Origin of the sequence: Mesorhizobium sp. NPDC059025, assembly GCF_042739655.1 — a bacterium.
Lineage (GTDB): Bacteria > Pseudomonadota > Alphaproteobacteria > Rhizobiales > Rhizobiaceae > Mesorhizobium.
Genome location: NZ_JBHYIM010000007.1, coordinates 244,760 through 265,720 on the forward strand (window position 1 = coordinate 244,760; position 20,961 = coordinate 265,720).

At 60.0% G+C, this 20,961-nt stretch carries 22 protein-coding genes and 1 tRNA gene; 15 read left to right on the forward strand and 8 right to left on the reverse strand.

Translation table 11 applies throughout. The annotated features are described in order from the left end of the window. The first annotated feature begins 166 nt into the window (after positions 1–166). Both ACFWYE_RS18790 and ACFWYE_RS18795 read left to right on the forward strand, forming a co-directional pair. Positions 167–1,456 (forward strand): L,D-transpeptidase family protein, encoded by a 1,290-nt coding sequence (locus ACFWYE_RS18790; RefSeq protein WP_379113410.1) that lies wholly within the window; start codon positions 167–169, stop codon positions 1,454–1,456. Positions 1,457–1,461: 5 nt separating this feature from the next. Next, positions 1,462–1,710 carry a sulfurtransferase TusA family protein gene (locus ACFWYE_RS18795; protein ID WP_379113412.1) on the forward strand — a complete coding sequence of 83 codons (249 nt, stop codon included), beginning with the start codon at positions 1,462–1,464 and terminating at the stop codon, positions 1,708–1,710. 127 nt (positions 1,711–1,837) lie between these two features. Here the strand turns inward: ACFWYE_RS18795 and ACFWYE_RS18800 are convergent, their stop codons facing one another. Together ACFWYE_RS18800 and ACFWYE_RS18805 are read right to left on the reverse strand one after the other, a co-directional pair. Continuing rightward, on the reverse strand, positions 1,838–2,947 hold the full coding sequence (locus tag ACFWYE_RS18800; RefSeq protein ID WP_379113414.1) for a CobW family GTP-binding protein: 1,110 nt from the start codon (positions 2,945–2,947) through the stop codon (positions 1,838–1,840). A gap of 47 nt (positions 2,948–2,994) precedes the next feature. Continuing rightward, positions 2,995–4,176 (reverse strand): D-alanyl-D-alanine carboxypeptidase family protein, encoded by a 1,182-nt coding sequence (locus ACFWYE_RS18805; protein WP_379113604.1) that lies wholly within the window; start codon positions 4,174–4,176, stop codon positions 2,995–2,997. A 206-nt stretch (positions 4,177–4,382) separates the two neighbouring features. Here ACFWYE_RS18805 and ACFWYE_RS18810 point away from each other — a divergent pair, with 206 nt between their 5' ends. Together ACFWYE_RS18810 and ACFWYE_RS18815 are read left to right on the forward strand one after the other, a co-directional pair. Next, a complete protein-coding gene (locus tag ACFWYE_RS18810) occupies positions 4,383–5,546 on the forward strand; it encodes a M20 aminoacylase family protein (RefSeq protein WP_379113416.1) in 1,164 nt (387 codons plus the stop codon). Positions 5,547–5,653: 107 nt separating this feature from the next. Next, positions 5,654–5,730, forward strand: a tRNA-Arg gene (locus tag ACFWYE_RS18815). A gap of 290 nt (positions 5,731–6,020) precedes the next feature. Here the strand turns inward: ACFWYE_RS18815 and ACFWYE_RS18820 are convergent. Then, positions 6,021–6,509, reverse strand: coding sequence for a ParB N-terminal domain-containing protein (locus tag ACFWYE_RS18820; RefSeq protein ID WP_379113417.1), 489 nt, complete (start codon positions 6,507–6,509; stop codon positions 6,021–6,023). Between the two features lie 207 nt (positions 6,510–6,716). On the opposite strand from ACFWYE_RS18820, the gene ACFWYE_RS18825 reads away from it, so the two are divergent. Beyond that, a complete protein-coding gene (locus ACFWYE_RS18825) occupies positions 6,717–7,187 on the forward strand; it encodes a hypothetical protein (protein ID WP_379113418.1) in 471 nt (156 codons plus the stop codon). 25 nt (positions 7,188–7,212) lie between these two features. Here ACFWYE_RS18825 and ACFWYE_RS18830 read toward each other — a convergent pair whose 3' ends face one another. Beyond that, a complete protein-coding gene (locus tag ACFWYE_RS18830) occupies positions 7,213–7,512 on the reverse strand; it encodes a hypothetical protein (RefSeq protein WP_379113419.1) in 300 nt (99 codons plus the stop codon). A gap of 569 nt (positions 7,513–8,081) precedes the next feature. Next, complete coding sequence (locus ACFWYE_RS18835) at positions 8,082–8,327, reverse strand: hypothetical protein (RefSeq protein ID WP_379113421.1); 246 nt, start codon at positions 8,325–8,327, stop codon at positions 8,082–8,084. A 455-nt stretch (positions 8,328–8,782) separates the two neighbouring features. Here ACFWYE_RS18835 and ACFWYE_RS18840 point away from each other — a divergent pair, with 455 nt between their 5' ends. Both ACFWYE_RS18840 and ACFWYE_RS18845 read left to right on the forward strand, forming a co-directional pair. Continuing rightward, complete coding sequence (locus tag ACFWYE_RS18840; RefSeq protein WP_379113423.1) at positions 8,783–9,343, forward strand: hypothetical protein; 561 nt, start codon at positions 8,783–8,785, stop codon at positions 9,341–9,343. Then, positions 9,343–9,582, forward strand: coding sequence for a hypothetical protein (locus ACFWYE_RS18845; protein ID WP_379113425.1), 240 nt, complete (start codon positions 9,343–9,345; stop codon positions 9,580–9,582). Before ACFWYE_RS18840 ends, ACFWYE_RS18845 begins: the two co-directional genes overlap by 1 nt. 1,037 nt (positions 9,583–10,619) lie before the next feature. Here ACFWYE_RS18845 and ACFWYE_RS18850 read toward each other — a convergent pair. Next, the gene (locus ACFWYE_RS18850) at positions 10,620–11,534 is read right to left on the reverse strand and encodes a LysR family transcriptional regulator (RefSeq protein ID WP_379113427.1); all 915 of its coding nucleotides are present in this window, start codon (positions 11,532–11,534) and stop codon (positions 10,620–10,622) included. Between the two features lie 149 nt (positions 11,535–11,683). Between ACFWYE_RS18850 and ACFWYE_RS18855 the strand changes: the two genes are divergently transcribed. The 5 genes from ACFWYE_RS18855 to ACFWYE_RS18875 all read left to right on the forward strand — a co-directional run bounded on the left by ACFWYE_RS18855 (position 11,684) and on the right by ACFWYE_RS18875 (position 16,117). Then, positions 11,684–11,902: a helix-turn-helix domain-containing protein gene (locus tag ACFWYE_RS18855; protein ID WP_379113429.1), complete on the forward strand. Its 219-nt coding sequence runs from the start codon at positions 11,684–11,686 to the stop codon at positions 11,900–11,902. Positions 11,903–12,480: 578 nt separating this feature from the next. After that, on the forward strand, positions 12,481–13,140 hold the full coding sequence (locus tag ACFWYE_RS18860; protein ID WP_379113431.1) for an ABC transporter permease: 660 nt from the start codon (positions 12,481–12,483) through the stop codon (positions 13,138–13,140). A gap of 12 nt (positions 13,141–13,152) precedes the next feature. After that, the gene (locus tag ACFWYE_RS18865; protein ID WP_379113433.1) at positions 13,153–13,896 is read left to right on the forward strand and encodes an ABC transporter permease; all 744 of its coding nucleotides are present in this window, start codon (positions 13,153–13,155) and stop codon (positions 13,894–13,896) included. Positions 13,897–13,940: 44 nt separating this feature from the next. Further along, the gene (locus ACFWYE_RS18870) at positions 13,941–14,789 is read left to right on the forward strand and encodes a transporter substrate-binding domain-containing protein (RefSeq protein ID WP_379113434.1); all 849 of its coding nucleotides are present in this window, start codon (positions 13,941–13,943) and stop codon (positions 14,787–14,789) included. Between the two features lie 80 nt (positions 14,790–14,869). Continuing rightward, on the forward strand, positions 14,870–16,117 hold the full coding sequence (locus ACFWYE_RS18875) for a CapA family protein (RefSeq protein WP_379113436.1): 1,248 nt from the start codon (positions 14,870–14,872) through the stop codon (positions 16,115–16,117). 41 nt (positions 16,118–16,158) lie between these two features. On the opposite strand, the gene ACFWYE_RS18880 is transcribed toward ACFWYE_RS18875, so the two are convergent. Next, a complete protein-coding gene (locus ACFWYE_RS18880) occupies positions 16,159–16,641 on the reverse strand; it encodes a helix-turn-helix domain-containing protein (RefSeq protein WP_379113438.1) in 483 nt (160 codons plus the stop codon). Positions 16,642–16,760: 119 nt separating this feature from the next. Here ACFWYE_RS18880 and ACFWYE_RS18885 point away from each other — a divergent pair, with 119 nt between their 5' ends. Next, positions 16,761–16,997: a multiprotein-bridging factor 1 family protein gene (locus ACFWYE_RS18885; RefSeq protein WP_379113440.1), complete on the forward strand. Its 237-nt coding sequence runs from the start codon at positions 16,761–16,763 to the stop codon at positions 16,995–16,997. Between the two features lie 22 nt (positions 16,998–17,019). Here ACFWYE_RS18885 and ACFWYE_RS18890 read toward each other — a convergent pair whose 3' ends face one another. Next, positions 17,020–17,523: a hypothetical protein gene (locus tag ACFWYE_RS18890; RefSeq protein ID WP_379113442.1), complete on the reverse strand. Its 504-nt coding sequence runs from the start codon at positions 17,521–17,523 to the stop codon at positions 17,020–17,022. Positions 17,524–17,642: 119 nt separating this feature from the next. Between ACFWYE_RS18890 and ACFWYE_RS18895 the strand changes: the two genes are divergently transcribed. Both ACFWYE_RS18895 and ACFWYE_RS18900 read left to right on the forward strand, forming a co-directional pair. After that, positions 17,643–17,885, forward strand: coding sequence for a multiprotein-bridging factor 1 family protein (locus ACFWYE_RS18895; RefSeq protein WP_379113605.1), 243 nt, complete (start codon positions 17,643–17,645; stop codon positions 17,883–17,885). Positions 17,886–18,622: 737 nt separating this feature from the next. Continuing rightward, a complete protein-coding gene (locus tag ACFWYE_RS18900; protein WP_379113444.1) occupies positions 18,623–20,950 on the forward strand; it encodes a hypothetical protein in 2,328 nt (775 codons plus the stop codon). The last annotated feature ends 11 nt before the right edge of the window (positions 20,951–20,961 follow it).

The window sequence follows — 20,961 nt, forward strand, 5'->3', positions numbered from 1 at the left end:
CACAAAAATGCCGTCGCTTTCGGCTCAGTCACTTTGTCGGGAAGACTGCCGGCGCTGCTTGCAGTAAGGAAATTTCAAGGTTAACGGGCTTAGGGTCCATCGATGTTCGGGGTAACGCCTGGGCCTTGAGGCCCGTGGCGTACAATTGGAAGACGACAGCGCATCCATGTTCGCGAAACTTGCACGCACCGGCTTCATGATCAGCGTTCTTGCCGTGGCCGGCTGCAACGAAAAGTCGGTTGCCGACTTCGTACCGCAGGGTGCCAACAAGCAGTTGCCGGAAAAGATCCTGGCCGACATGCGCGCCAAGGGCATGAATCGCGAGTCACCGATCGTCGGGCGCATTTTCAAGGAAGAGAATGTCGTCGAGGTCTGGAAGCAGAAGACCAACGGCCGTTACGAAATCATCGCCAGCTATCCGATCTGTCGCTATTCTGGCAAGCTCGGCCCGAAATACACCGAGGGCGACCGCCAGGCGCCTGAAGGTTTCTACACGGTGCGCCCCGGCCAGATGAACCCGAAGTCTGGCTATCATCTCTCCTTCAACATCGGCTACCCGAATACCTATGATCGCGCCAACGGTCGCACCGGCTCCAATCTGATGGTGCACGGCGCCTGTTCGTCGTCAGGCTGCTATTCGATGAACGACCCGCAGATCGAAGAGATCTATGCTTTCGCGCGCGACGCCTTCAAAGGCGGCCAGACCGAATTCCAGATCCAGGCCTATCCCTTCCGCATGACCGCTGCCAACATGGCGCGCTACCGCAGCGATCCGAACTACGATTTCTGGAAGATGCTGAAGGTGGGGTACGACAATTTCGAGATCACCAAGGTGCCGCCGAAGGTCGACGTCTGCGAGAAGCGTTATGTCTTCAACCAGGTCGCGCCCGACGGCCAGAAGTTCAATCCGACCGGCGCGTGCCCGACCAGCACCACGCCGGACCCGCTCAAGGTCGCCTACGGCGCCTATCAGAAGAACTATGACGCTGCTTTTGCCAGCGCCATGAACAGTTCCACCCCGGCGGCGCCCAAGGCCTCGATCGCCGGGGTCAAGGAAGCCAACCTGGTCTCTGACTGGACCAAGCGCCGCGCCCGCGGTGAACGCATCACCATCGATCCGCCGTCGATGAACCACGATGGTTCGGTGACCGAAACCACCACGCGCATGGGCCGTATCGATTCCCCGGCCGGACGCAAGATGGCGGCGCTCGAGGCCGAGCAGGCCGCCAAGAAGAAGGCCGAGGAAGAGAAGAAGGCGGCGATCGCCTTCGCCAAGGCCGAAAAGGAACGCATCAAGGCTGAAGCCCTGGCCGCCAAGGAAGCTGCCAAGAAGAAGGCTTCCGAGCCGGCAGAGACCTTGACGGCTCAGGTGCAACCCGCGCCGGAGGTGCCGGTCGAGGACGAGAGCCGTCTGTCGCAGATGAAGAAGAAACTGCTCGGCATGTTCGGCGGTTGAGCGGCATGCCGCAGGAAACCGGTGCCGGGACAGCCGCAATCTACGACCTCAAGGGGCTGAACTGCCCGTTGCCGGTCCTGAGGGCGCGCAAGCGGCTGACGGACATGCAACCCGGCGGCCTGTTGTGGCTGGAAACCACCGATCCGCTCGCCGTCATCGACATCCCTGCCTTCTGCAGCCAGAGCGGCCACCGTCTGGTCGAGACCGCAGCCATGCCGGGGGGCCACCGCTTCCTGGTCGAGCGCGGCGCTTAGAGCGCTTCTGCTCTACGGAAACGCTTCAGCTCCTTGTTTTGCACATTTCCGGGCGGAAAACCGTTACGCACTTTTCGTGGAATTGCTCTCGCTTTCTACGGCTTGAGCGCCCGGAAGCTGCGACATTTCAGAGCCCGGCAATCGCCAGCGGATTGTTCGTAAGGGCGTCTCGATCCGGCGTGTCGATGGCCGGACGATCGGTCAGCGCCGAAAACAGCCGCCGCACATAGTCTTCCGGCATATCGAGCGTGATCAGCACCAGCCGCGTACCCCGCTGGCCATCCGGCCATGCCGGCAGACGTGCCGGTGGGTGCAGCAGCTTCTGCACGCCGTGCACGACCAGTGGCCGTTCCGGATCTTCCTTCAACTCGATCACGCCCTTCATGCGCAGGAGATGCTCGCCATGCGTGGAACGCAGCAGGTCGAAGAACATCTCGATCGCCGCGAATGCCACCGGGCCGTCATGCACCAGTGAAAAGGTCCTCACCCGCGCGTCGTGGCGATGCCCATGGTGATCATGATCATGGTGATGGTGATGGTGATCGTGGTCATGGTGGTGATGATCCTCCGCGGCTTCTCCCAGCCAGCGCGCGACATCGGCGCCTTTGGCGGCCGGATTGTAGAGGCCGCAGTCGAGCAACGCTGCGGCGCCGGCAGTCTGAACATCGAGAAGCCGGGCGCCTGGATTGATATCCTTCAGCCGCGCCGTCAGCGATGCGACCTGTCCGGCATCGGCGAGATCGGCTTTGGTGAGCACCAGCCGGTCGGCCATGGCCGCCTGCTTCAGCGCCTCGACATGGGCATCGAGTGTCGCGTCGCCATTGACCGCATCGACCAGCGTGACGACGCCGTCGAGGCGGAAAGCCTGAACCAGAGCCGGATGCGCCATGATCGATTGCAGAACCGGTGCCGGGTCGGCGAGGCCGGTCGTTTCGATGATGACGCGTGCCAGTCTCTCGATGCGCCCGGTCTGCAAGCGATCGACGAGATCGGCCAGTGTATCGACCAGCTCGCCACGCACCGTGCAGCACAGGCAGCCATCGGAAAGCTGGATGATGCCGTCGGAGGCCTGTTCGACCAGGAGATGGTCGATGGCGATGTCGCCATATTCGTTGATGATGACGGCGGTGTCGGTGAGCGCTGGATCTTTCAGCAGGCGATTGAGCAGCGTGGTCTTGCCGGCGCCCAGGAACCCCGTCACCACGGTAACGGGAATGGGAAAAGTCGCGCCGCTCATGATGCCTGCCTCACTGCTGGAGCGTTTCCGTGAAAAACGGAAACGCTCTAATTGGCCGTCTTGACCGGCTGATCGCCCTGCATGCCGGTCGCGACCGGAGCCACGAAGGCTGGAGTCGGACGGTCCGGCCGCCAGACAGGAACCGGTACATTGGCGGCCTTGCCGCTTTCGGGAACCGTATCGGCGACTTCGACGCGGCCGATCATCGCCCTTGGCACTGGTCCCGTCGCACCGCCGAGGCTGACCGCGACCAGCCTGGGATTGACGAGCTTTTCGCGCCAGGGCGATTTTGGCGCCTTGGCGTCGGGGGCCGGAGCCGCCTCCGATTGCGCCTCTTTCGGTTGCTTCTTGCAGACTTCTTCCTGCATGTCGTTGACCGCCAGCGTGTCGCCATAGGGCTGCAGGGAGGCAAGGCTGGCGGATGTCGTCATCGACGTGCCGAAACCCTGGTCGAGCAGCTTCGCAGCGGCATCGGCGCGTGCGATCGCTGATTTCTCGCCCAGCACCACGGCGGCCAGCGTGCGGCCGTTGCGCGTCGCCGTGCCAACCATGTTGAAGCCCGACGGACAGACGAAACCGGTTTTCATGCCGGTGGCGCCGGGATAGCGGCCGACCAGCAGATTGTAGTTCGGGATCTTCTTCTTGCCGAGCGAAAGTCCTTCGATCGAGAACCATGGCTGGTATTGCGGGAAATCACGGCGCAGCGCCGTCACCAGCAGCGCGATGTCGCGCGCGGTCGTGTACTGGTCGGGCGAGAACAGGCCGTTCGGATTGACGAAATGCGTGCCGGTCATGCCGAGTTGAGCGGCGGTGGCATTCATGCGCGCGGCAAAGTCTTCCTGCGTGCCACCGATATTCTCGCCGATCGCCATGGCGACGTCGTTGGCCGACTTGGTGATCATGATCTTGACCGCCGTATCGAGCCGCAGCACCGAGCCCGGCTTGAATCCCATCTTCGACGGCGGCTGGCTGCTGGCCAGCTTGGTCATGCGGATCGGCGAATTGAGCGCTGCTTCGCCGTTCGCGATCGCCTTGAAGGTGACATAGGCGGTCATCAGCTTGGTCAGCGAGGCAGGATACCAGCGCTTGAAGGCGTCCTGATGTTCCAGGATGCGGCCGTTGTCGAGGTCGAACAGCACGGCCGGATTGGCCTGGGCCTGCTGCGCCGCGAGGGCGGTCATAAACACCGCGCCTGCCGACAGAATCTTGAGCAAATGCCTTGGCCTCATCATCCGTTCCGAAATCGCTCTTGCCGTCATCACCCTGGTCTCCGTAAGATTTGCCCACGGATCGTCAGGTTTCGTCATTCGGCCACCTCCTGGCCGCAATGTCGCGCTGCTATCTAGCCTATGTGACATCACCAAGGCAAAGCATAGGGCGATCACAATTCTGTCCACGCCGGATTGAGACCGGACCAACAGCGAGTTTGAGACCTATGCCCATTCTGAACCGCGCCGCCGAACTGCAGGAAGAGGTCGCCGGCTGGCGTCGTCACATCCACCAGAAGCCGGAACTGAATTTCGACGTGTTCGAGACCGCGGCCTTCGTCACCGAGAAACTCAAGGAATTCGGCTGTGACGAGGTGGTGACCGGCATCGGCAAGACCGGCGTGGTCGGCATCATTCGCGGTGGCAAGGGCAACGGCTCCACCGTCGGTTTGCGCGCCGACATGGACGCGCTGCCGATCACCGAGACCACCGGCAAGCCTTATGCCTCGCAGACACCGGGCAAGATGCACGCCTGCGGCCATGACGGCCACACCGCCATGCTGCTGGGTGCGGCCAAGTACCTTGCCGAGACGCGCAATTTCGCGGGCTCGGTCGCCGTCATCTTCCAGCCCGCCGAAGAAGGCGGCGGCGGTGGCAACGAGATGGTCAAGGACGGCATGATGGACCGTTTCGGCATCCAGAAGGTGTTCGGCATGCACAACATGCCAGGCCTGCCGGTTGGCCAGTTCGCCATCCGTCCGGGCCCGATCATGGCGGCAACCGCCGAATTCACCATCACCGTCAAGGGCCGCGGCGGCCATGCGGCGATGCCGCACGGCACCATCGATCCGATCGTCATCGCCAGCCAACTGGTCGGCGCCCTGCAGACGATCGCCTCGCGCAACACCGATCCGGTCGAATCGGTCGTCGTCTCGGTCACCAAGTTCCATGCCGGCGATGCCTACAACGTCATCCCGGAAGCCGCCGAGATCGCCGGGACGGTGCGCTCGCTGAAAAAGGACGTTGCCAGGAAGGCCGAACAGCGCATCCGCCAGCTCTGCGCCGGGCTTGCCGCCGCCCACGACACGACGATCGAGGTCGACTACGACGCCAATTATCCTGTCACCTTCAACCATCCCGACGAGACCGTTTTTTCCGGTGATATCGCCGCCGAGGTGGCCGGCGACGCCCAGGTGCAGCGGGCGATCCAGCCGGTGATGGGTGGCGAGGATTTCTCCTACATGCTGGAAGCGCGCCCCGGCGCTTTCATCTTCATCGGCAATGGCGAGAGCGCCGGCCTGCATCACCCCGCCTATGATTTCAACGACGAGGTCATTCCGCATGGGGTCAGCTACTGGGTGAAACTCGCCGAAAAGGCGCTGGCCGCCTGATAATCGACCATCCCGCGCCTTGAACCATCATCTGCCGGGCGAGCCTTCCAATTTGGCCGCCCGGTACTTGGCGAAGCGGCGCGAAACGGCTATGTGTTCGCCCGCGTGGTCCCGTAGCTCAGTAGGATAGAGCGGCAGATTCCTAATCTGTAGGTCACAGGTTCGATTCCTGTCGGGATCACCAGTTTTTTCAATAGCTTAACTGGTTGATGCCGTACTTTTTTGTCAATTAGTACGGCAATTAATACGGCAACTTAGTGAAAGAATCGGGCTGAGGGGGCTTCCTAGCCAGGCGTCCTTGCCATGGCCGAGGGTCGGGCGTTCTAGTCGCCTTCCCTGCGCCGCACCGGGTGAAGATGATATCAGCGACAGGCTGATCGCGTCAGCGTCCCTCAATCCCTCCTTGATCAGGCAAGGAACGGGGTCGACGGGAACGAGCTTGCAGGCGAGATAGCGTCTCTGGCCGACGAGAATCTAGAACCGACCGTCCGCAAGCGGGCGGACCGTCAGCGGTGAGAGTAGACCCTTTTCGCGAATGCTGGCGGCGAGTTCCTCGACATTCGAGTCGTCCTGGCCGGCGTCGAGCGCCTTTCGGACATTCAAGGTCGAGATGACAAGCCGGGCCAGGGGAACGGGCGTGGTGTGCATTTGGTCGTGCCAGTCGTTGAACGTCCCGATCGGCACTTCACGCCGTACCGCCGAATAAAAGCCGACCCGCCGGCGCTTACCGTCGGCCGCGGCAATTTTGGTCTCGACCAGGAGGCCTGATCGGGGCGCCATAGGTCGGCCTTCGCTGCCGCCGGCCCTCCGGCGAATTGCGACATGGCTGGCAAGCGCCCGAACCGCGTGCTTGCGATGCCAGCCCGGCACCGCGCACAGCTCGTTGAGAATGTGCCCCTTATCTGCCCGCCCTGCAGATCGATAGCGGTCTACCACCGCCGTGATCTCGCGCCGCGCACCCATACTGATCCGTCCTGCCATCGGCGACACCGATCCGATTCGGTATCGCCGCCCCAATCCTGACGGTCAGTTCTCCGGTAACTTGATGAGGCAATGCGCCCTACTTTCTTTGCAGAATTTGCAAACAATGCGCCCGCTCAGCTTTGGCTGGGCGGGCTTTTTGTTTTTGCCTTCGTTGCCATATTATCTTGAGCGAATGGGGCACATTCTATGGACCGGACCGAAATCACCTCCTCGCGAATGAAGGCGTTCACTCTGTCTGTCGTTGGCCTTGGTTTCGTTCTTTGCGGGATCGTGGGGCGTGAGAGAATTGGCGAAGAGTGGTTTTGGCTTGGCCAGATTTTCTTCGGTCTCTGTTCTCTCACTTTCCTGTGGGTGGTGATCCGGCCTCATAAATTGTTGCTCGATGATGAGGGTGTCACCCTGTCCGGTGGGCTTCATTGGTCGCCGAGGAGCGTGCCGTGGCGCAACATTGAAGAGTTTGTCACCAAGTCCGGCCTTAGAGGCACAACATTGATCGGGATTAGGTTTCGGTCGGGTGCTAAGCACGAGGGCTTGGCACGCTGGGTTGGCGCGAATGATGTTATCCCCGGTGGCTGGCGGCAATCGAACGAAGAGATGGTCAGCTATCTCAATGTTTGCCGCATAATCGCGATGAACCGAACGGCGAAGTCTACCTAGTCTCGCAGGCTCCGGCCGATAATGTTTAGGCCCCTTGCCGACCTTGGCTGAGGCGGAGCTTGGCGCACTCTATGTCGCGCTCGGAGAATTCTGTCGGAAATTTAACCACCGCAGCTTCAACACTCCAGTCGACGAGCTCGAGCTCGATCAGGCGTTGGAAATCTCCATGAATGTCTTCGCCGGTTACGAGCTTAGAGATCGCACGCTTCATCTCGTAAGTGTCGAGCAGCTTGATGAAGCCGCTTGGATCGAAACCCTTCGCTGCACCACGGCGGATGCCTTCATAGACAAAGGCCCTCAGTTCCTGGCTTGCGCGATCTTCCATGCAGTGGTCCTCCGGTTGGCCGGCGCAGGGGGGAACAGCAATCTCATTGCGCCGGCCATGGCATCGGCGCGGGAGCAAGCCAGAGCCAATGCAGCTTTATCGCGAAGTATACGGCTGAGCATCTTCCAATTGGAGGAAGCGGAGTAGTCTGAGTGGGTTTTGTCGTTAGTTGGGACGGGAATTGTCACCAGTGCCGAGTTGCTTACGATGACCAATGCTGGAAGCGGAACTGTTCCAGCCAATGGATGCGGCTCTCAAACATTTTCCTAGATAGCTGGTTGGCGCGATTTTCAAGCGGACCTGACACCGTTCGATCTCTGCGTCCAATTCGGCAAGGCTTAGCTTTGCCAAGTCCTTTTCGTATTTGATGACACCGCTTCGGTTGCGCATGAAAATAGCCTTCGTTGGAGCGGCCGGCCGGTTGTTTCTTACATCGGGAGATATACCAGCCGACCGCCGCGCGCGAGGCGCATCTAGATCTTAACTCCAGAAATTGTTCGCCGCCAAGACAACGAGACCAACCAAGCATCCGAAGAAATATAACAAGCCGATCCAGACAACGATTTTCCTCATTGGCGGGTCGAGCTGTTTGGGGGCGTTCCAGGCTGCAATTTCTCAGCTATATCGTTGAGCAAACCGGCCCTTTCCTGGCAGATCCAGAAAAGCTGCTCTGCGACGTAAGGCGATAGGGCATCCTCGCTCAAGGTCCAACGGCGCAGTGTGTTGGTGGTGACGTTCAGGTCTCGCGCAAGGTCGGATTGCCATCGCGGCCCATACAGCGCCTCGCCAGCTTCCTTCAGGAGTTTTCCGCTCATCAGATGATCTCTCTGCGCTTCAGGCGCGCGTCCGAACCCATACGATCGTGCAAGCGACAAGCGCTACCGCTAAAGCCTGAAACCATCGGCGTTCCCAAAACCGCGTTGGGCGTTCCCAGTTATAGCGCGACATTACAAGTCTCTCCCCGCCTCGGGCGATCTAAGCGGCTTTCGCCTGGCATCGCAATGAGCGCCGACGCCAAGAGAGTGCCAGCCGACGAACCCCGATAGTCATCAAAGATTGTTTTTATCTGCAACGCGTCCTGCCTCCCGGATCGGGTGCCGCGGGAATTGCGCAGCGAAAAGAGGGGCTCTTTGCCCTTCCCCTTCAATCCTTTCAATTCTTTCCACAACTGGAATTCTGGGCAGAACTGGAGTGGGAGAATGGCGCAGGGAGGAGAAGCCGATCACCATTAGATGGCGCGGGTGGTTTTCACTTCCAGAAGGATCATCGAATGCTGTCGACCGTTGATGCAGCGCCTACCCGAGTTCACCGCGTGGTTCGTAGGCACAATGACTGGACAACGAAGGAACACGAGGTCGTCATTAGCCACTGGCCTGACGTCGACGCTATTCATCGCCTGATACCGCATAGGACCAGGGTCGCCATCCAAAGCTTCGCCAGCAAATGCAATCTGACGAAGGAAATTCTCTCCTGGACAGGCACACAAGACAGCCTGCTGAGGAAGCGTGTTCGAGAGGGAGTGCCCAGGAGGGCTATAGCCACCGAGTTGGGTATGACCCTCAATCAGGTGGCCAATAGAATGCAGTACGCCGGATTGCACTACGAAAAGAAGCCGCCTGAGCCTTCCGGAAACCGCTTAATGGATGCGGTACTCCGCCGTGCTTTCGACCTCAACCTGAGCAGGCGGGATCTTGATGCGGAATGTGGAGGGAAAGGAGAGCCCTTTCGCCGCTGGACCCCTACCCGGAAAATCAGCATCGAGAAAGTAAGGAACGCCGTCAAGTATCTGGGCGGTGAGCTCGACGTCGTTTGGGAGCCATTGGAAAGCTGATGGACAGCCACAAGCGCTTTGTGATCGACAAGGTACTGCGGCTGCGTATTGAACTCACGGTCGAGAACTTAATCACCCTGCTGGACAGGATTGACCGCGACCCAGATTTGGAACCGGATCCAATCGAGGAGCAACATGATCAAGAGGCTGATCCGGCGGAAGACGGCATTGCCGACAAGGCCGCGATGAAGTTCGTCGTGGCGGAAACAGCGAGGCGAAAACGCAAGGCACGCCGGTAGCATATCGCCGGCTCCCTCTTCGAGCCGGCACCCGGCCCAAATGATACTCCCATGTGAGTATTTGGTGAGTGGCGCGTGATCAATCCAGGCCAGACTTCGTCGCAAGTCATTGATATATAATGGCGCATCACCCCAGGCAATGACAACTGCAAACGACCATATCTTCTCCGTAGCGATTTATTTCGATCACTGACACAGTTTCCGTCGCCGCTCGCTTTACGGCTGAGCGTCACCTAACGCCGACACAATCTCTGCGTCATCTCGACCCTCGATCCATCCATTTATGGCAACGGCGCGATTGGAACCGAGTCAATCAGCTTCCTCGATAGGTCTGTCGGTAAGAATTTGGCCAAGAATTGGTGACGTGAAGCTGCTGTGTCTGAGCCGGTTTAAAGAGTGGAAGCGTCGACGTATTCAAGATTGGCAGCGGCGAGGACAATGACTTTAATCAGGCCTGCAACGGCGCGTGGACGTGCCCAGATACCAAGTGAGGCCGAAAGCAGGGGATGTTCAACGGTCACATGCCCTCGATGTCGCTTACTCATAAAGGTCGAGAATGCTGACAGCGTCGCCGAAGAGTTTGCTGTGCCATGTAGTCACTGCGGAAAAAGGTCTATCTACGCAATAGGAGATATAAAACTTCGGAGGCCGTCCACACCAACTCGGAAAGGCGCTTTGAGAAATGATTTGGAATAGTCAGAAACCAGGTTTCGTGGACAAAGTTTGACGAGTGACTCGGCTTTGATTCAAGGGCTGGCTTTTGGGAACCGGCTTGAGCGTGCAGATCGGATTGTGGGATGATGACCCGCTTGTTGACTTTTGATGACTCCCTGAGTTTTTCACCGCAGTTTCCAGCGTGTCATCGAACGAGATGTTCTGCCACAACGGCTCCTCTTAGATTTTGACCTCATCCTGCCCCCCAGAAGGGACGACGACCTGGAAAAGGACTACCAGGCCACGCTCTACAGGTCCGGCCGGTGCGAAAGCTCAGATTTAGCCAAGCGTACAACAACCCTTGGAACCTGCGGACTGCCATTTCAATCGCCCCACGCCGAGGCAGCGAACGTGGCCTTGATGGCCTCCAGCGATATCTTGAGTGCTTCCGAAAACACCCTGCCCTTCTGCCAGGTCGCGACGTAGTGATAGAGGGCCGAGGGTTCCACCGGCCGCGTCTGCAGGCCGAATACCGCGTATTCGCGTGCCAGGATTTCGTTGGTAATAGACACGCCAAGTCCTGCCGAAACGAAGCCTGCTTCGTGGCCGCTGGAGTCGTATTCGACCAGTATGTCCGGCTCGATGCCTTCGAACCGCAGCGCGTTCATGTTCATCTGGTGCGAGGCGAAACGGGGATCGATGTCGACGATCGTTTCGTCGGCGAGATCCTGCGCCTCGACGCGCTCAAGTTTCGAGAAGCGATGGCCGGGATGGAACATGCAGACGTTGCGCGCCGATCCGAGTGGCGCCCAATCGAACAGACGCGGATCGACAGGAAGCCGCGATATTGCAAGATCCGCGCGGCCGGCGAGGATGTGCTCGCCGATCTGTTCATAAGTTCCCGAAATCGTCCGGACATTCAAACTCGTTTTCGTGCGGATGATCGCAACCACTTTTGGAAGAGTGACGAAACCGAAAACAGCAGGCGTGGCGATGGCGATGCGCTGCCGGCCGTCATTCTTCATCGCAAAGATCGAGGCTTCCAGCCGCTCGAGGGAGTTCAGCGCCAGCTCGACGTTACGCAGCAATTCCCAGGCCTGCTGCAGGGGCTGGATACGATTGGTCGAGCGTTCGAACAGAGCAACCCCGAGGGTGGCCTCCAACTGCTTGACGTGCTGGCTGATCGCCGGCTGGCTGACACCCAGCACGGCTGCGGCACGTCGGGTTGAGCCGGCGCGCAGCACTTCGCGGAAGACTTGCAGCTGCCGGAGCTTCAATCCGTTGTGCAACAACTCCATTTCGCGTCCCTGACAAACCGGCCGAGTTCGGGCGTCGATCCATGCCCCCGGGTGAAAGCTGTAACTCGCTGGAAACAATCTCGAATCCCCTACACTATAGTCATTATAGTGACTGGTAAAGTCGGCCATTTGCTTATCGCTATGCGCGCATGCGGCTGGTGAAGATATTCGGAGCAAATGTGCGCAGGGTTCGCCTGCAGCGCAAAATGACTCTGGAGGCTCTCGCCGCCGAAGCCGACCTTGCTTACAGCTACGTGGGTGGGATCGAGCGAGGGCAGCGTAACCCCAGCCTGGGCGTTGTCGAGCGGATCGCGAAAGTGCTGGATACCGACCCGCAGACACTGATGCTCGACCGCCCCTGGGATTGAACCGCTCTCGGGCGGCTACCTGTGCGGCCTCCGCGATGACAGTCGGCATCGGCCCCAGAGGTGCTCCGAGTGCCTTTCCTTCGCGCGACCGGAGGGCCAGGGTCGAAAAGGATGCCGCGGCGCACCTGCGGACGTCCACACGTCGAAGAGCACCGCGCCCAGCCAGACGCACAAGATCCTTGCAAGGCCGGCGTCACCGCGTCCGACGCTCGTGCAGGTGGTTGGTGCCGGCAGGCACCGAGGCCTTGATGTCAGCTTCACCGGCTATCGGATCCCCCGAGAAGACGACACCGTACCGGATCCCCCACCTACATCTCACCGGCGGCCTAGCTCAGGCTGGATCAAGCAGAAATATATGATCAACTGTCGATTGTATTACGAGATCATATAACCTCACATTATAGTGCAAATAGTTCAATTTATAGATTGAACGTCGAATAATTGGCTATATCGTTACGTTATTGGTGAAAATTAACCTTGAGATAGCTGATTTACAATCAGCAACCTCTGATTAGCGATCAAGCAATCCAGATCACGATCTGGTTCATTCGAAAAAAGAACAGCAGTAGAGGCAGGCAATGAGCGGTTTTGCGGGCCAGTTCCTTGGCGCGTTCGCGATCACGGTTGGGCTGGCTCTGGTCAGCGGGGTGGTGGGGACTACGCTCGGACTGGCGCTGGCCATTGCCAAGAGCGGCGGCGGCCAGCGGATGGCCGGTCCGATCACGGTCTACACGACCATCGTCCGCGGCGTACCGGAACTCGTCATCATCCTGCTCATCTTTTTCGGGGGGACGGCGCTCGCCAGTGCGGTCACCGGCCACTATGTCGAGATCGATGCTTTCAGCGCCGGCATTGTCGCGCTCTCGGTCGTCTTCAGCGGCTACGCCACCGAAGTGTTCCGCGGCGCCATCGCGGCGATCCCTGCTGGCCAGGCAGAGGCGGCCAAATCCCTCGGGCTCGGTGCCTGGCAGCGCTGGCTCCTGGTGATCGCGCCGCAGATGTGGCGGCTCGCCCTGCCCGCCTACGGCAATCTCTGGATTTCGCTGTTCAAGGATACCGCCCTGGTTTCGGTCATTGGCCTGACCGATGTCATGCGCGTTGCCTTTGTCGGCGCCGGCTCCATGCGGGCGCCTCTCACCTTCTATCTCGCGGCATCGGCGCTCTATCTCAGCCTGACGACGGCAACGCTGCTGTCGATCCGGCTGGCGGAGCGGCGCTATCCAGCCCTCGATCGATAGGGAGAAACCAGCATGGACCTCAGCATGATAATCGAGGCCGCGTTGGTGCTTTCTTCCGGCCTGAAGCTTACGCTCACCCTGACGGTCCTGGCGCTGGCAGCCGGCTTCGTCCTGTCCGTGCCGCTCGCCTTCATGCGCGCTTTCGGCCACCCGGCCCTGTCGCTCGGCGTGCTCGCCTACACCTATGTCTTCCGCGGCACGCCGATGCTGGTGCAGTTGTTCCTCGTCTATTACGGCCTCGGCCAGATCGAGGCGGTGCGGACAAGCATCTTCTGGGTCATTTTGCGGGATCCGTTCTGGTGCGCACTGCTGACCTTCTCACTCAATAGCACCGCGCACACGACCGAGATCCTGTGCCGCGGCCTGCAGTCAGTGCCGAAGGGGATGACGGAGGCAGCAGCGGCACTCGGCCTGAAGCGTTTACAGGTCGCCCGGCTGGTCATCTTCCCCATTGCCTTCCGCATATCGCTGCCCGCCTATGGCAATGAGGTGGTGGGCATGATCAAGGGCTCGTCGCTCGCCAGCACCGTGACGCTGCTGGAAGTCACCGGCATGGCGCGGCAGATGGTGTCCGCGACCTTCGCGCCTTACGAGATCTTCATCGTGGCCGGCGCCATCTACCTTTTGCTGACATCGGTCGCAGTGAAGGTGACGCGGTTCCTCGAACACCGTCTCGCCACGGACGGCACTCGCAGACAAAAACGCGGGGCGCGGATGGCATCCGCCTTGCCCGATGCCGAGGTCACGACGCCGTGATCCCAAGCTTTCCTGATTTCCAACGAAACGAAGAGGGGTTCCCCATGCGCATGGTTTTGGCCGGTACGGTGTTTGTCGCCTGCATGATGCCGGTATTGAACGTCCGGGCGGAGGAGCCCCGGGTGATCACGATAGCCACCGAGGGCGCTTCGCCGCCCTGGGACGGAACCAACGAGAAAGGCGAGCTCTATGGCTACGACATCGATGTCGGCCTTGAACTTTGCCGCCGTATCAAGGCCGAATGCAGGTTCGTGGCCCAGGACTGGGACGGCATCATCCCTGCCCTGCTGGTCGGCAAATACGACGTCATCATGTCCGGTATGGCGATCACGGAAAAACGCAAGAAGTCGATCGCATTCTCCAGCCCCTACGCCGCCGGCTACAACCAGCTGGTCGTGCGCAAGGAGCTGCAGCTCGATCCGGGCGACACCAGACAGAGGCTCAACCTGTCCGCCGTCGATGACAAGGGCAAGGCCACCATCGAACGACTGCACGCAACGCTGAGCGGAAAGACGATGGGTGTGCTGCGCTCCTCGAATTCGGAAGCGGTGCTGAAGGAACTGTTCGGCGATGTCGTCACCCTGCGCAGCTATGACAGCCTCGACAACCTCAAGCTCGACCTGGCGGCCGGCAGGGTCGACGGCGCTCTCGCCGATTATTTCACATGGCGGGATTTTCTGGAAACGCCCGAGGGCGCCGGCGTGACCTTCTTCGGCCCGCAGGTGAATGGCGGCCTGTGGGGTCCCGGCGTCGGCGCCGGCATGCGCAAGGATGATGGCGAGCTGCTCGCCAGGTTCAACTCGGCGATCGCCGCCGCGGTCAGGGATGGAACGATCAAGGCGCTGAGCCAGAAATGGTTCAAGACCGACATCGCACCGGCCGTCCCGCAATAGCCGGCAATCATTCGTAACATCGGCACGCGCCGCCAAACACCGCGGCGCTTCTCATCTCATCCACAATCAAGGCTGGTTCAATGACGGATTCCTTCTGCGTGGCCGTGACAGGCCAATCGCTGATCAAGACGGACGTGTCCGATATCCGCGACGGGCGGTTCCTGGAGGTGCTGGACTTCCTCGAGCAGGGCGATGTCGTCTTCACCAATTTCGAATCGACCATCCTCGGGCAATATGGCGGGTGGCCGACGAAGGGGAAATATTTCGACTATTCCAGGCCGCAGGTGCTGGATGCGTTGCAGTCGATGGGTTTCAACACGCTCGCACTCGCCAACAACCACGCCTTCGATCTCGGCCCGGCCGGCGTTCTTTCCACATTGGGCGATGTCTGGGCGCGTGGCTTCCTGCATGCCGGGATCGGAACCGACGAAACGGACGCCATGAAGCCGGGGCGCCAGCGTCTGGGCAGCCGGGACGTGACGCTTTTTGCCATCGATGCGGGACCTGGGCCAGCCAACATGTATGCCGGAAACCGCACGGCCGCGCGTCCCGCCCGTCCAGGCGTGAACCGGCTCAAGACCCTGCGCAAGATCGGGGTGACGGGTGGCGACTTCGACTGGCTGGCGATGCTGGGCCGGCAGCTGCGAATGTCCGCGCCGGAACTGACCAACTACGCGCAGCCGGATGATCCGGTGGTGGCCGCTGACGACAGCGAGCTCAATTTCTACGGCACGATCTTCAAGCGGGCGAACAGCCACGGCCGGATCGTCGAGATCGACCGGGAGAGTGCCGGCAGCCATCTTGCCGCGATCCGGCTCGCGGCGGCGCGCGGCGACTTCGTCATGGCCTATCTACATCATCACCATTGGGAACCGGGCTGGCAGGAGGTCCCGCGCTGGGTGCAAGGCTTTGCCCGCCTGTGCATAGACGCCGGCGCCAGCCTGTTCGTCAGCCATGGCGCGCCGGTGCTTCAGGCCGTCGAGCTCTACAATGGCGCGCCGATCTTCTACGGCCTCGGGAATTTCCTGTTCCACGTGCCGCCCGACGAAACGGAGTGGAGCGCGCCTGAGGTCTGGCAAAGCCTTGTCGCGGCCTGCCATTACGACAGCAGCGGCAATCTCGACGGCGTCGACCTGCTGCCTGTCGTAATCGGTGACGAGAACGCCCGATCCACAGCAAACCGTCCGGTCCCCCTGACGGCCACCGGAGATACTGCGCGAGAGATCCTGCAGGGCTTCGCGGCGCGCTCGCGCGCCTTCGGCACGGAGATTGCGATCTCGGGAACGTCAGGCCGGATCACGCTGGCCGCAGCGCGGAAGTTCGGCTGATCAGGACCGAACCGCCTTGAGATGCACGGATGGCGGATGCGTCAGCTTTCCTGCTGTCCGGTAGCGATCTCTTCACCAAGCGCCGCAATTAGTGACGACACGCGGCCGCGCACGCGCGGCGGCAGTTGCATCAGCCCCTCGATCAGCCGTCGCCCCTCCGCGCTGGCGATGAACTCCAGCCGCTCGTCGACCGGCAGGGGTGCCGCCGCGGCAATGGCCTCGCCGTTGCCCGCCAGGCCCTGGAAGAAGCGGCCGACGGGAACATCCAGCGACCTGCCTATCTCGTAGAGCATGGAAGCGCTGACACGGTTGCGCGCATTCTCGTATTTCTGAAGCTGCTGGAAGCTGATGCCGATGGAGCGGGCGAGCTGTGCCTGCGAAACGTCCGACTGAACCCTGACCGTGGCGATCTGCCTGCCGACATGCTGGTCAGCCAGATGCGGCTCGCCGGCAGCATGGCTCTGCGCTTCGGACTCAAAACGGCCGAAGCGCCTGGGTTTCGACAAGGTCGGTCTTCGCGCCACCAGTCACTCCCTCTCTCACGGCCTTCTCACGCCCATCGAAAGAGCCATTTATTACACCTTAGGAGGTTGAAAATAACCCTATACGTGGCGGAGGCCCGTGGCCTGTCGATTGTGGCCGCATGGTCAGTCCACGACAGATTCGAGCCGCGCGGGCTTTGCTTGGTTGGTCGCAGCAGAAGCTCGCAGACAAGGCGATCGTTTCGGTCAATGCCCTCGCCCGGCTGGAGAACGGCAAGGTCGATTCCCGCATCAGCACGTTGCAATCGATCGAGTCGGCCCTGATCAAAGCCGGCATCGAATTCCTGTCCGTCGGCCAGAAAGGCGAAGGCGTCCGCTTCCTGGACCCGAAAGCCTGATCCTCCCGCCAAGCGGGCCATGTCATGCCGAACTGCCTGTTCCTGTCTGGCGCGCCGCCCCGTCCGCGAAAGGCGGCTCACCCAGCCGGCCGATGCGAATGAGGTCTTCAAGGGCCGATCGCAACTGCGGCCACGGAAACTCGGTATCGCCCTCCGAAGGCTCTCCTTCGCCAAGCACTGCATCGAGTTTGGCCGCAATCCCGGCAAGCGATGAGGCTGGCGTCTCGGACAACACGCCGAGCAGGTCCACCGCAAGTTCACCGGCCTCGCTCTCGGCCCGCAACGCCGCCGCGTAGTCGCGAACGCCCCCTGTCCCGGGCGTCCGATCGGCCTCAAGGCGTTGCTGATGCCGGCAGAGCCGACCAACTTCCGTATGAGCCGCGCGCCAGTTTCTCCACACCACAGCCGCAGGATCGGAGGATTGCTCAGCCAAATTATTGCGCAAGAGCGCTGTAGCCGCCCGTCCCGCGCTTGCCTTCCTGCGGGTGACGAAAGACAAAGTCGTGGTATTGTCGGAATCAGCCATGATCCGAGCTCCAGACAGCTTGATTTTGGTCAGGTCGCGCCGGGTGTTACGAGCACCCAGTGCGACCGCAATAGGCGACAAGTATGTCACTTTTTGTGACTTTAGCAAGAAGAAATGTCATGAAAAAGGACATAACGCCCGAACAGGTACGAGCGGCTCGCGCCTTGTTAGATTGGTCTCGCGAGAACCTCGCTGACGCCTCCGGTGTAACTATTCGTACGCTTGCCAGGATAGAAAGCGCGCAGACTGTCCCGCGAGAGTCTACACTTGAAGCTTTAACACGAGCCTTGGAGCACGCTGGTGTCGAGTTCATACCAGCGAATGGCGGCGGACCGGGCGTGCGGTTGTCTCGTAGCAAGTAGGGCATGTTTCCGCCGGAACGGCGGCAATCAAGAATGCAGCGCATAAAGCGCAGAAGCCCCGACATCCGCGGCTGCAAGTCAGTTGGCGGGGCTTCGAAGCAAATTCGCGTCCGCGAGATCGGTTCAACAAGGCGGTCTAAGGAGCGTCAGTATGCGACGGCGAAGCCGGGACGCGGGGCTGTCCGCCTCCGACGAGAGGTCAATATCGCTTTCCAATTCCGCTAGCTCGCTCAGAAAACTCCCTAACTCAGCCTCGCGATTTATCCATGCTGCCGGACCACTCGCCTCAAGATCATGTGACATAGGGGATCCGCGCAGCGACCGAGCTGTTGTCTGGAATGGGGCCGGAAGCAGAATGGCGGCTTTTGGCCCCTGACGATACAAAGTAGACGTTGCAGTCGGTCGACAGAACTTCTCAAAGTGACCTTGAACAGAAACTGGGAATGTCCACTCCCGAGCGAAAGTATGCAGCACATCCGGTTGGGGGTCCTAAGCTTGGGGTGTGAGCGACTGCATTGGCATATGCCGGGAGGCCTCGCCTGATCGCCTCTTCACCATCAGTTGCAATGGATAAACGCCTGATCGCTCAGCCCCTGCGTAGCCATGGCGAAGCAGGGCGTGGTTCACAAGAGCCGGTCCGCCTCGACGGGCGCACCCATTCGCTGATTTCGCTGCCGGCAATTGTAGAGCGGCTATTATACTATGGCTGATTTGGATTGGCTTGAGTGACGATTCCCATGGGTAGCGACGACGCGTCAAAAACACAAACGCCCGCCGGAGCAGCCGCTGGGGCTGCCCTGCTGGCAAAAGGCGAGGATCGCAAGCTACAGCTTGAAAAGGCCGCAATAGAACTACGAATTGAAATGGAACAGGCCGCGGAGCGGATACGCGCGTTAATCCTAGCCCATCCGCCGACCTCGCTCCTCGGTTATCTTTGGTCTCGGTTCTTTATGGGTGCCCTCCAGCATCACCAGAAAAAGGGGAAAGGCAGCGGGCCGGACCAAGACCTCATCAAGCAGTTTCAATTTGCCCTTGAATACGTTCATGCGGTCTGGAGTTGCCACGCTGGCGCTTTTGCCGAAGGGCAAGTCGACGAAGCAAAGGTGGCGCAACTGTTTGAGGAATGTGAAAGCCTGAGCATGAAGGCCATGTTCTACGCGATGGCCAGCAGCGAGCTAAGCGGGACGTCCGAATTCGGTGACATGTCTTCGACGGTTGAATTCGAGGCGAAGAGCAGTTGGATACTCATTCGAGGACATCGCCACCAAGTCCTTGAGGATGAGTTCTTTCGCTTCGTTCTGGCGCCGCACCGGGACGCACTCCAGCGAGCTTACGGAATAGATGCTTCGGCTGTTGCTGAGGGCATTCAGGCCATCACGGATTCCATCCGAGGCGGATACAGCGATGCGGTCTTAACGCTTGGAAAGCGCATGGAGCAGAGCCACGCGCTGGTCGAGGGCGAGAATGTTGAGCTCAATGCGGCCATCGAGAAAATCGAGGGCAGCGATCCGACCTTCACCGCTGAATTGGGTGGCGCAATGCGCGATCTCTTTTTTGGCGGAATCTGCAATCTTTCCCGGCATACGAAACTTCCTGAGACGATTCTTCAAGACCTGGCGTATGAGCCGGGGGCGGAGAAAGAGTTTTTCGCGGAAGGAGATTACTGCGGCACGCCTTACCGGACGCTTCCCGCGCGCATCAAACCTTTAGTAAAACTGCTTGACGGCTACTACGCGACCGACGGGCAATTCGTCCGAGATTCCGCGTACCGCGCAATTCAGCGCGGGTTGATCGCCCGTTTGCCGGACTACCGGGAAGATTGGAACAAAAACCAGAAAACTCTGATCGAGCGCGCCTTTCCTTCCCTGATGGCGTCCCAATTGCAAGGGGCACAACTCTTTGAAGAGGTCTATTTCAAGGACTCGGCAGGCCAATGGGCGGAGACCGACCTTGTCGGATGCGTGGACGACACGTTGTTCGTGATGGAGGCGAAAGCGGGTGTTATGGCAATGCATTCCCCCGCCACGAACTTTGACCGGCATATTCGCACGATCAGGGAATTGGTTCTGAAAGCCTATCGGCAGTGCAAGCGCTTTCTGGAGTATCTCGCGAGCGGTAACGAAATGCCGATCTATCGTCTCACCGACGGCAAATACGAAGAGGTCGCGAAATTGCGCTTGAGCGACTTCCGTCGAATTCTGCCAATTGGACTGACCGTGGAAGCCTTCACGCCGTTTTCGTCAATGTGCAAGGAGATCCCCGAAGTTGCTCCCATCTTGGGCGCTCACCCCTTTATCTCCATGTCGGTGGATGACCTGTTCGTGTTGAACAGATTTCTGCCTACGACCGGTGAGCTGTTTCACTATTTGGAGGTTCGCCAAGCCGTCGCGGGCATGCCTCGTGCCATGATGTTCGATGAAATAGATCATCTCGGCGCTTACATCGTCCGCAATCGCTTCGATCAGGATATGAAGGAACAGCTCGTCAAAGCTGACAAGATAGCCTGGGACTCATTCAGCGACCGGATCGACCGACATTTCGAACAAGAGGACTGGCAAACGGCGCCGGTGCCGCGTCAGGACTATCCGTCCGAAGTCGCCGATGTACTGAGAGTCTTGGATCAATCTCGTCCAAGGGGCTGGCTCGGCTTTGACGCACAGCTTCGCGACTTCAACGGCAGTGCCCGGGACAATCTGGCCGCGGTCCTTCGAGACCTCAAGCCGACCTTGTCGGAGCACCCGACAAGACGGGTGATATTCGGTAATGAGAACCCGATTCAAATCTGGCTGTCCCGCGACAAGCTGAGCCCCAACGTAGGTGAACTCCGGCGTCAGGGCGAAATCGCCTGTCTCGCGGCCAAGGTCCCTCGCGTCCGCGTTCTCATACTGGAATGCAACATCAGCGGTACATTTGAGGGTGCTCGGTGCACCATCGTCACTGCCCCGACAATCATACGCAACGACTATGCCGAATTGGCTGCTGAGGCAGACCGACAGCGGTCACGCTATATCTCGCTCGACGAGAAGAAAAGGCGCGATCGGACGGGAAGCAAAAAACCGCGATAGTTGGGGAAGGC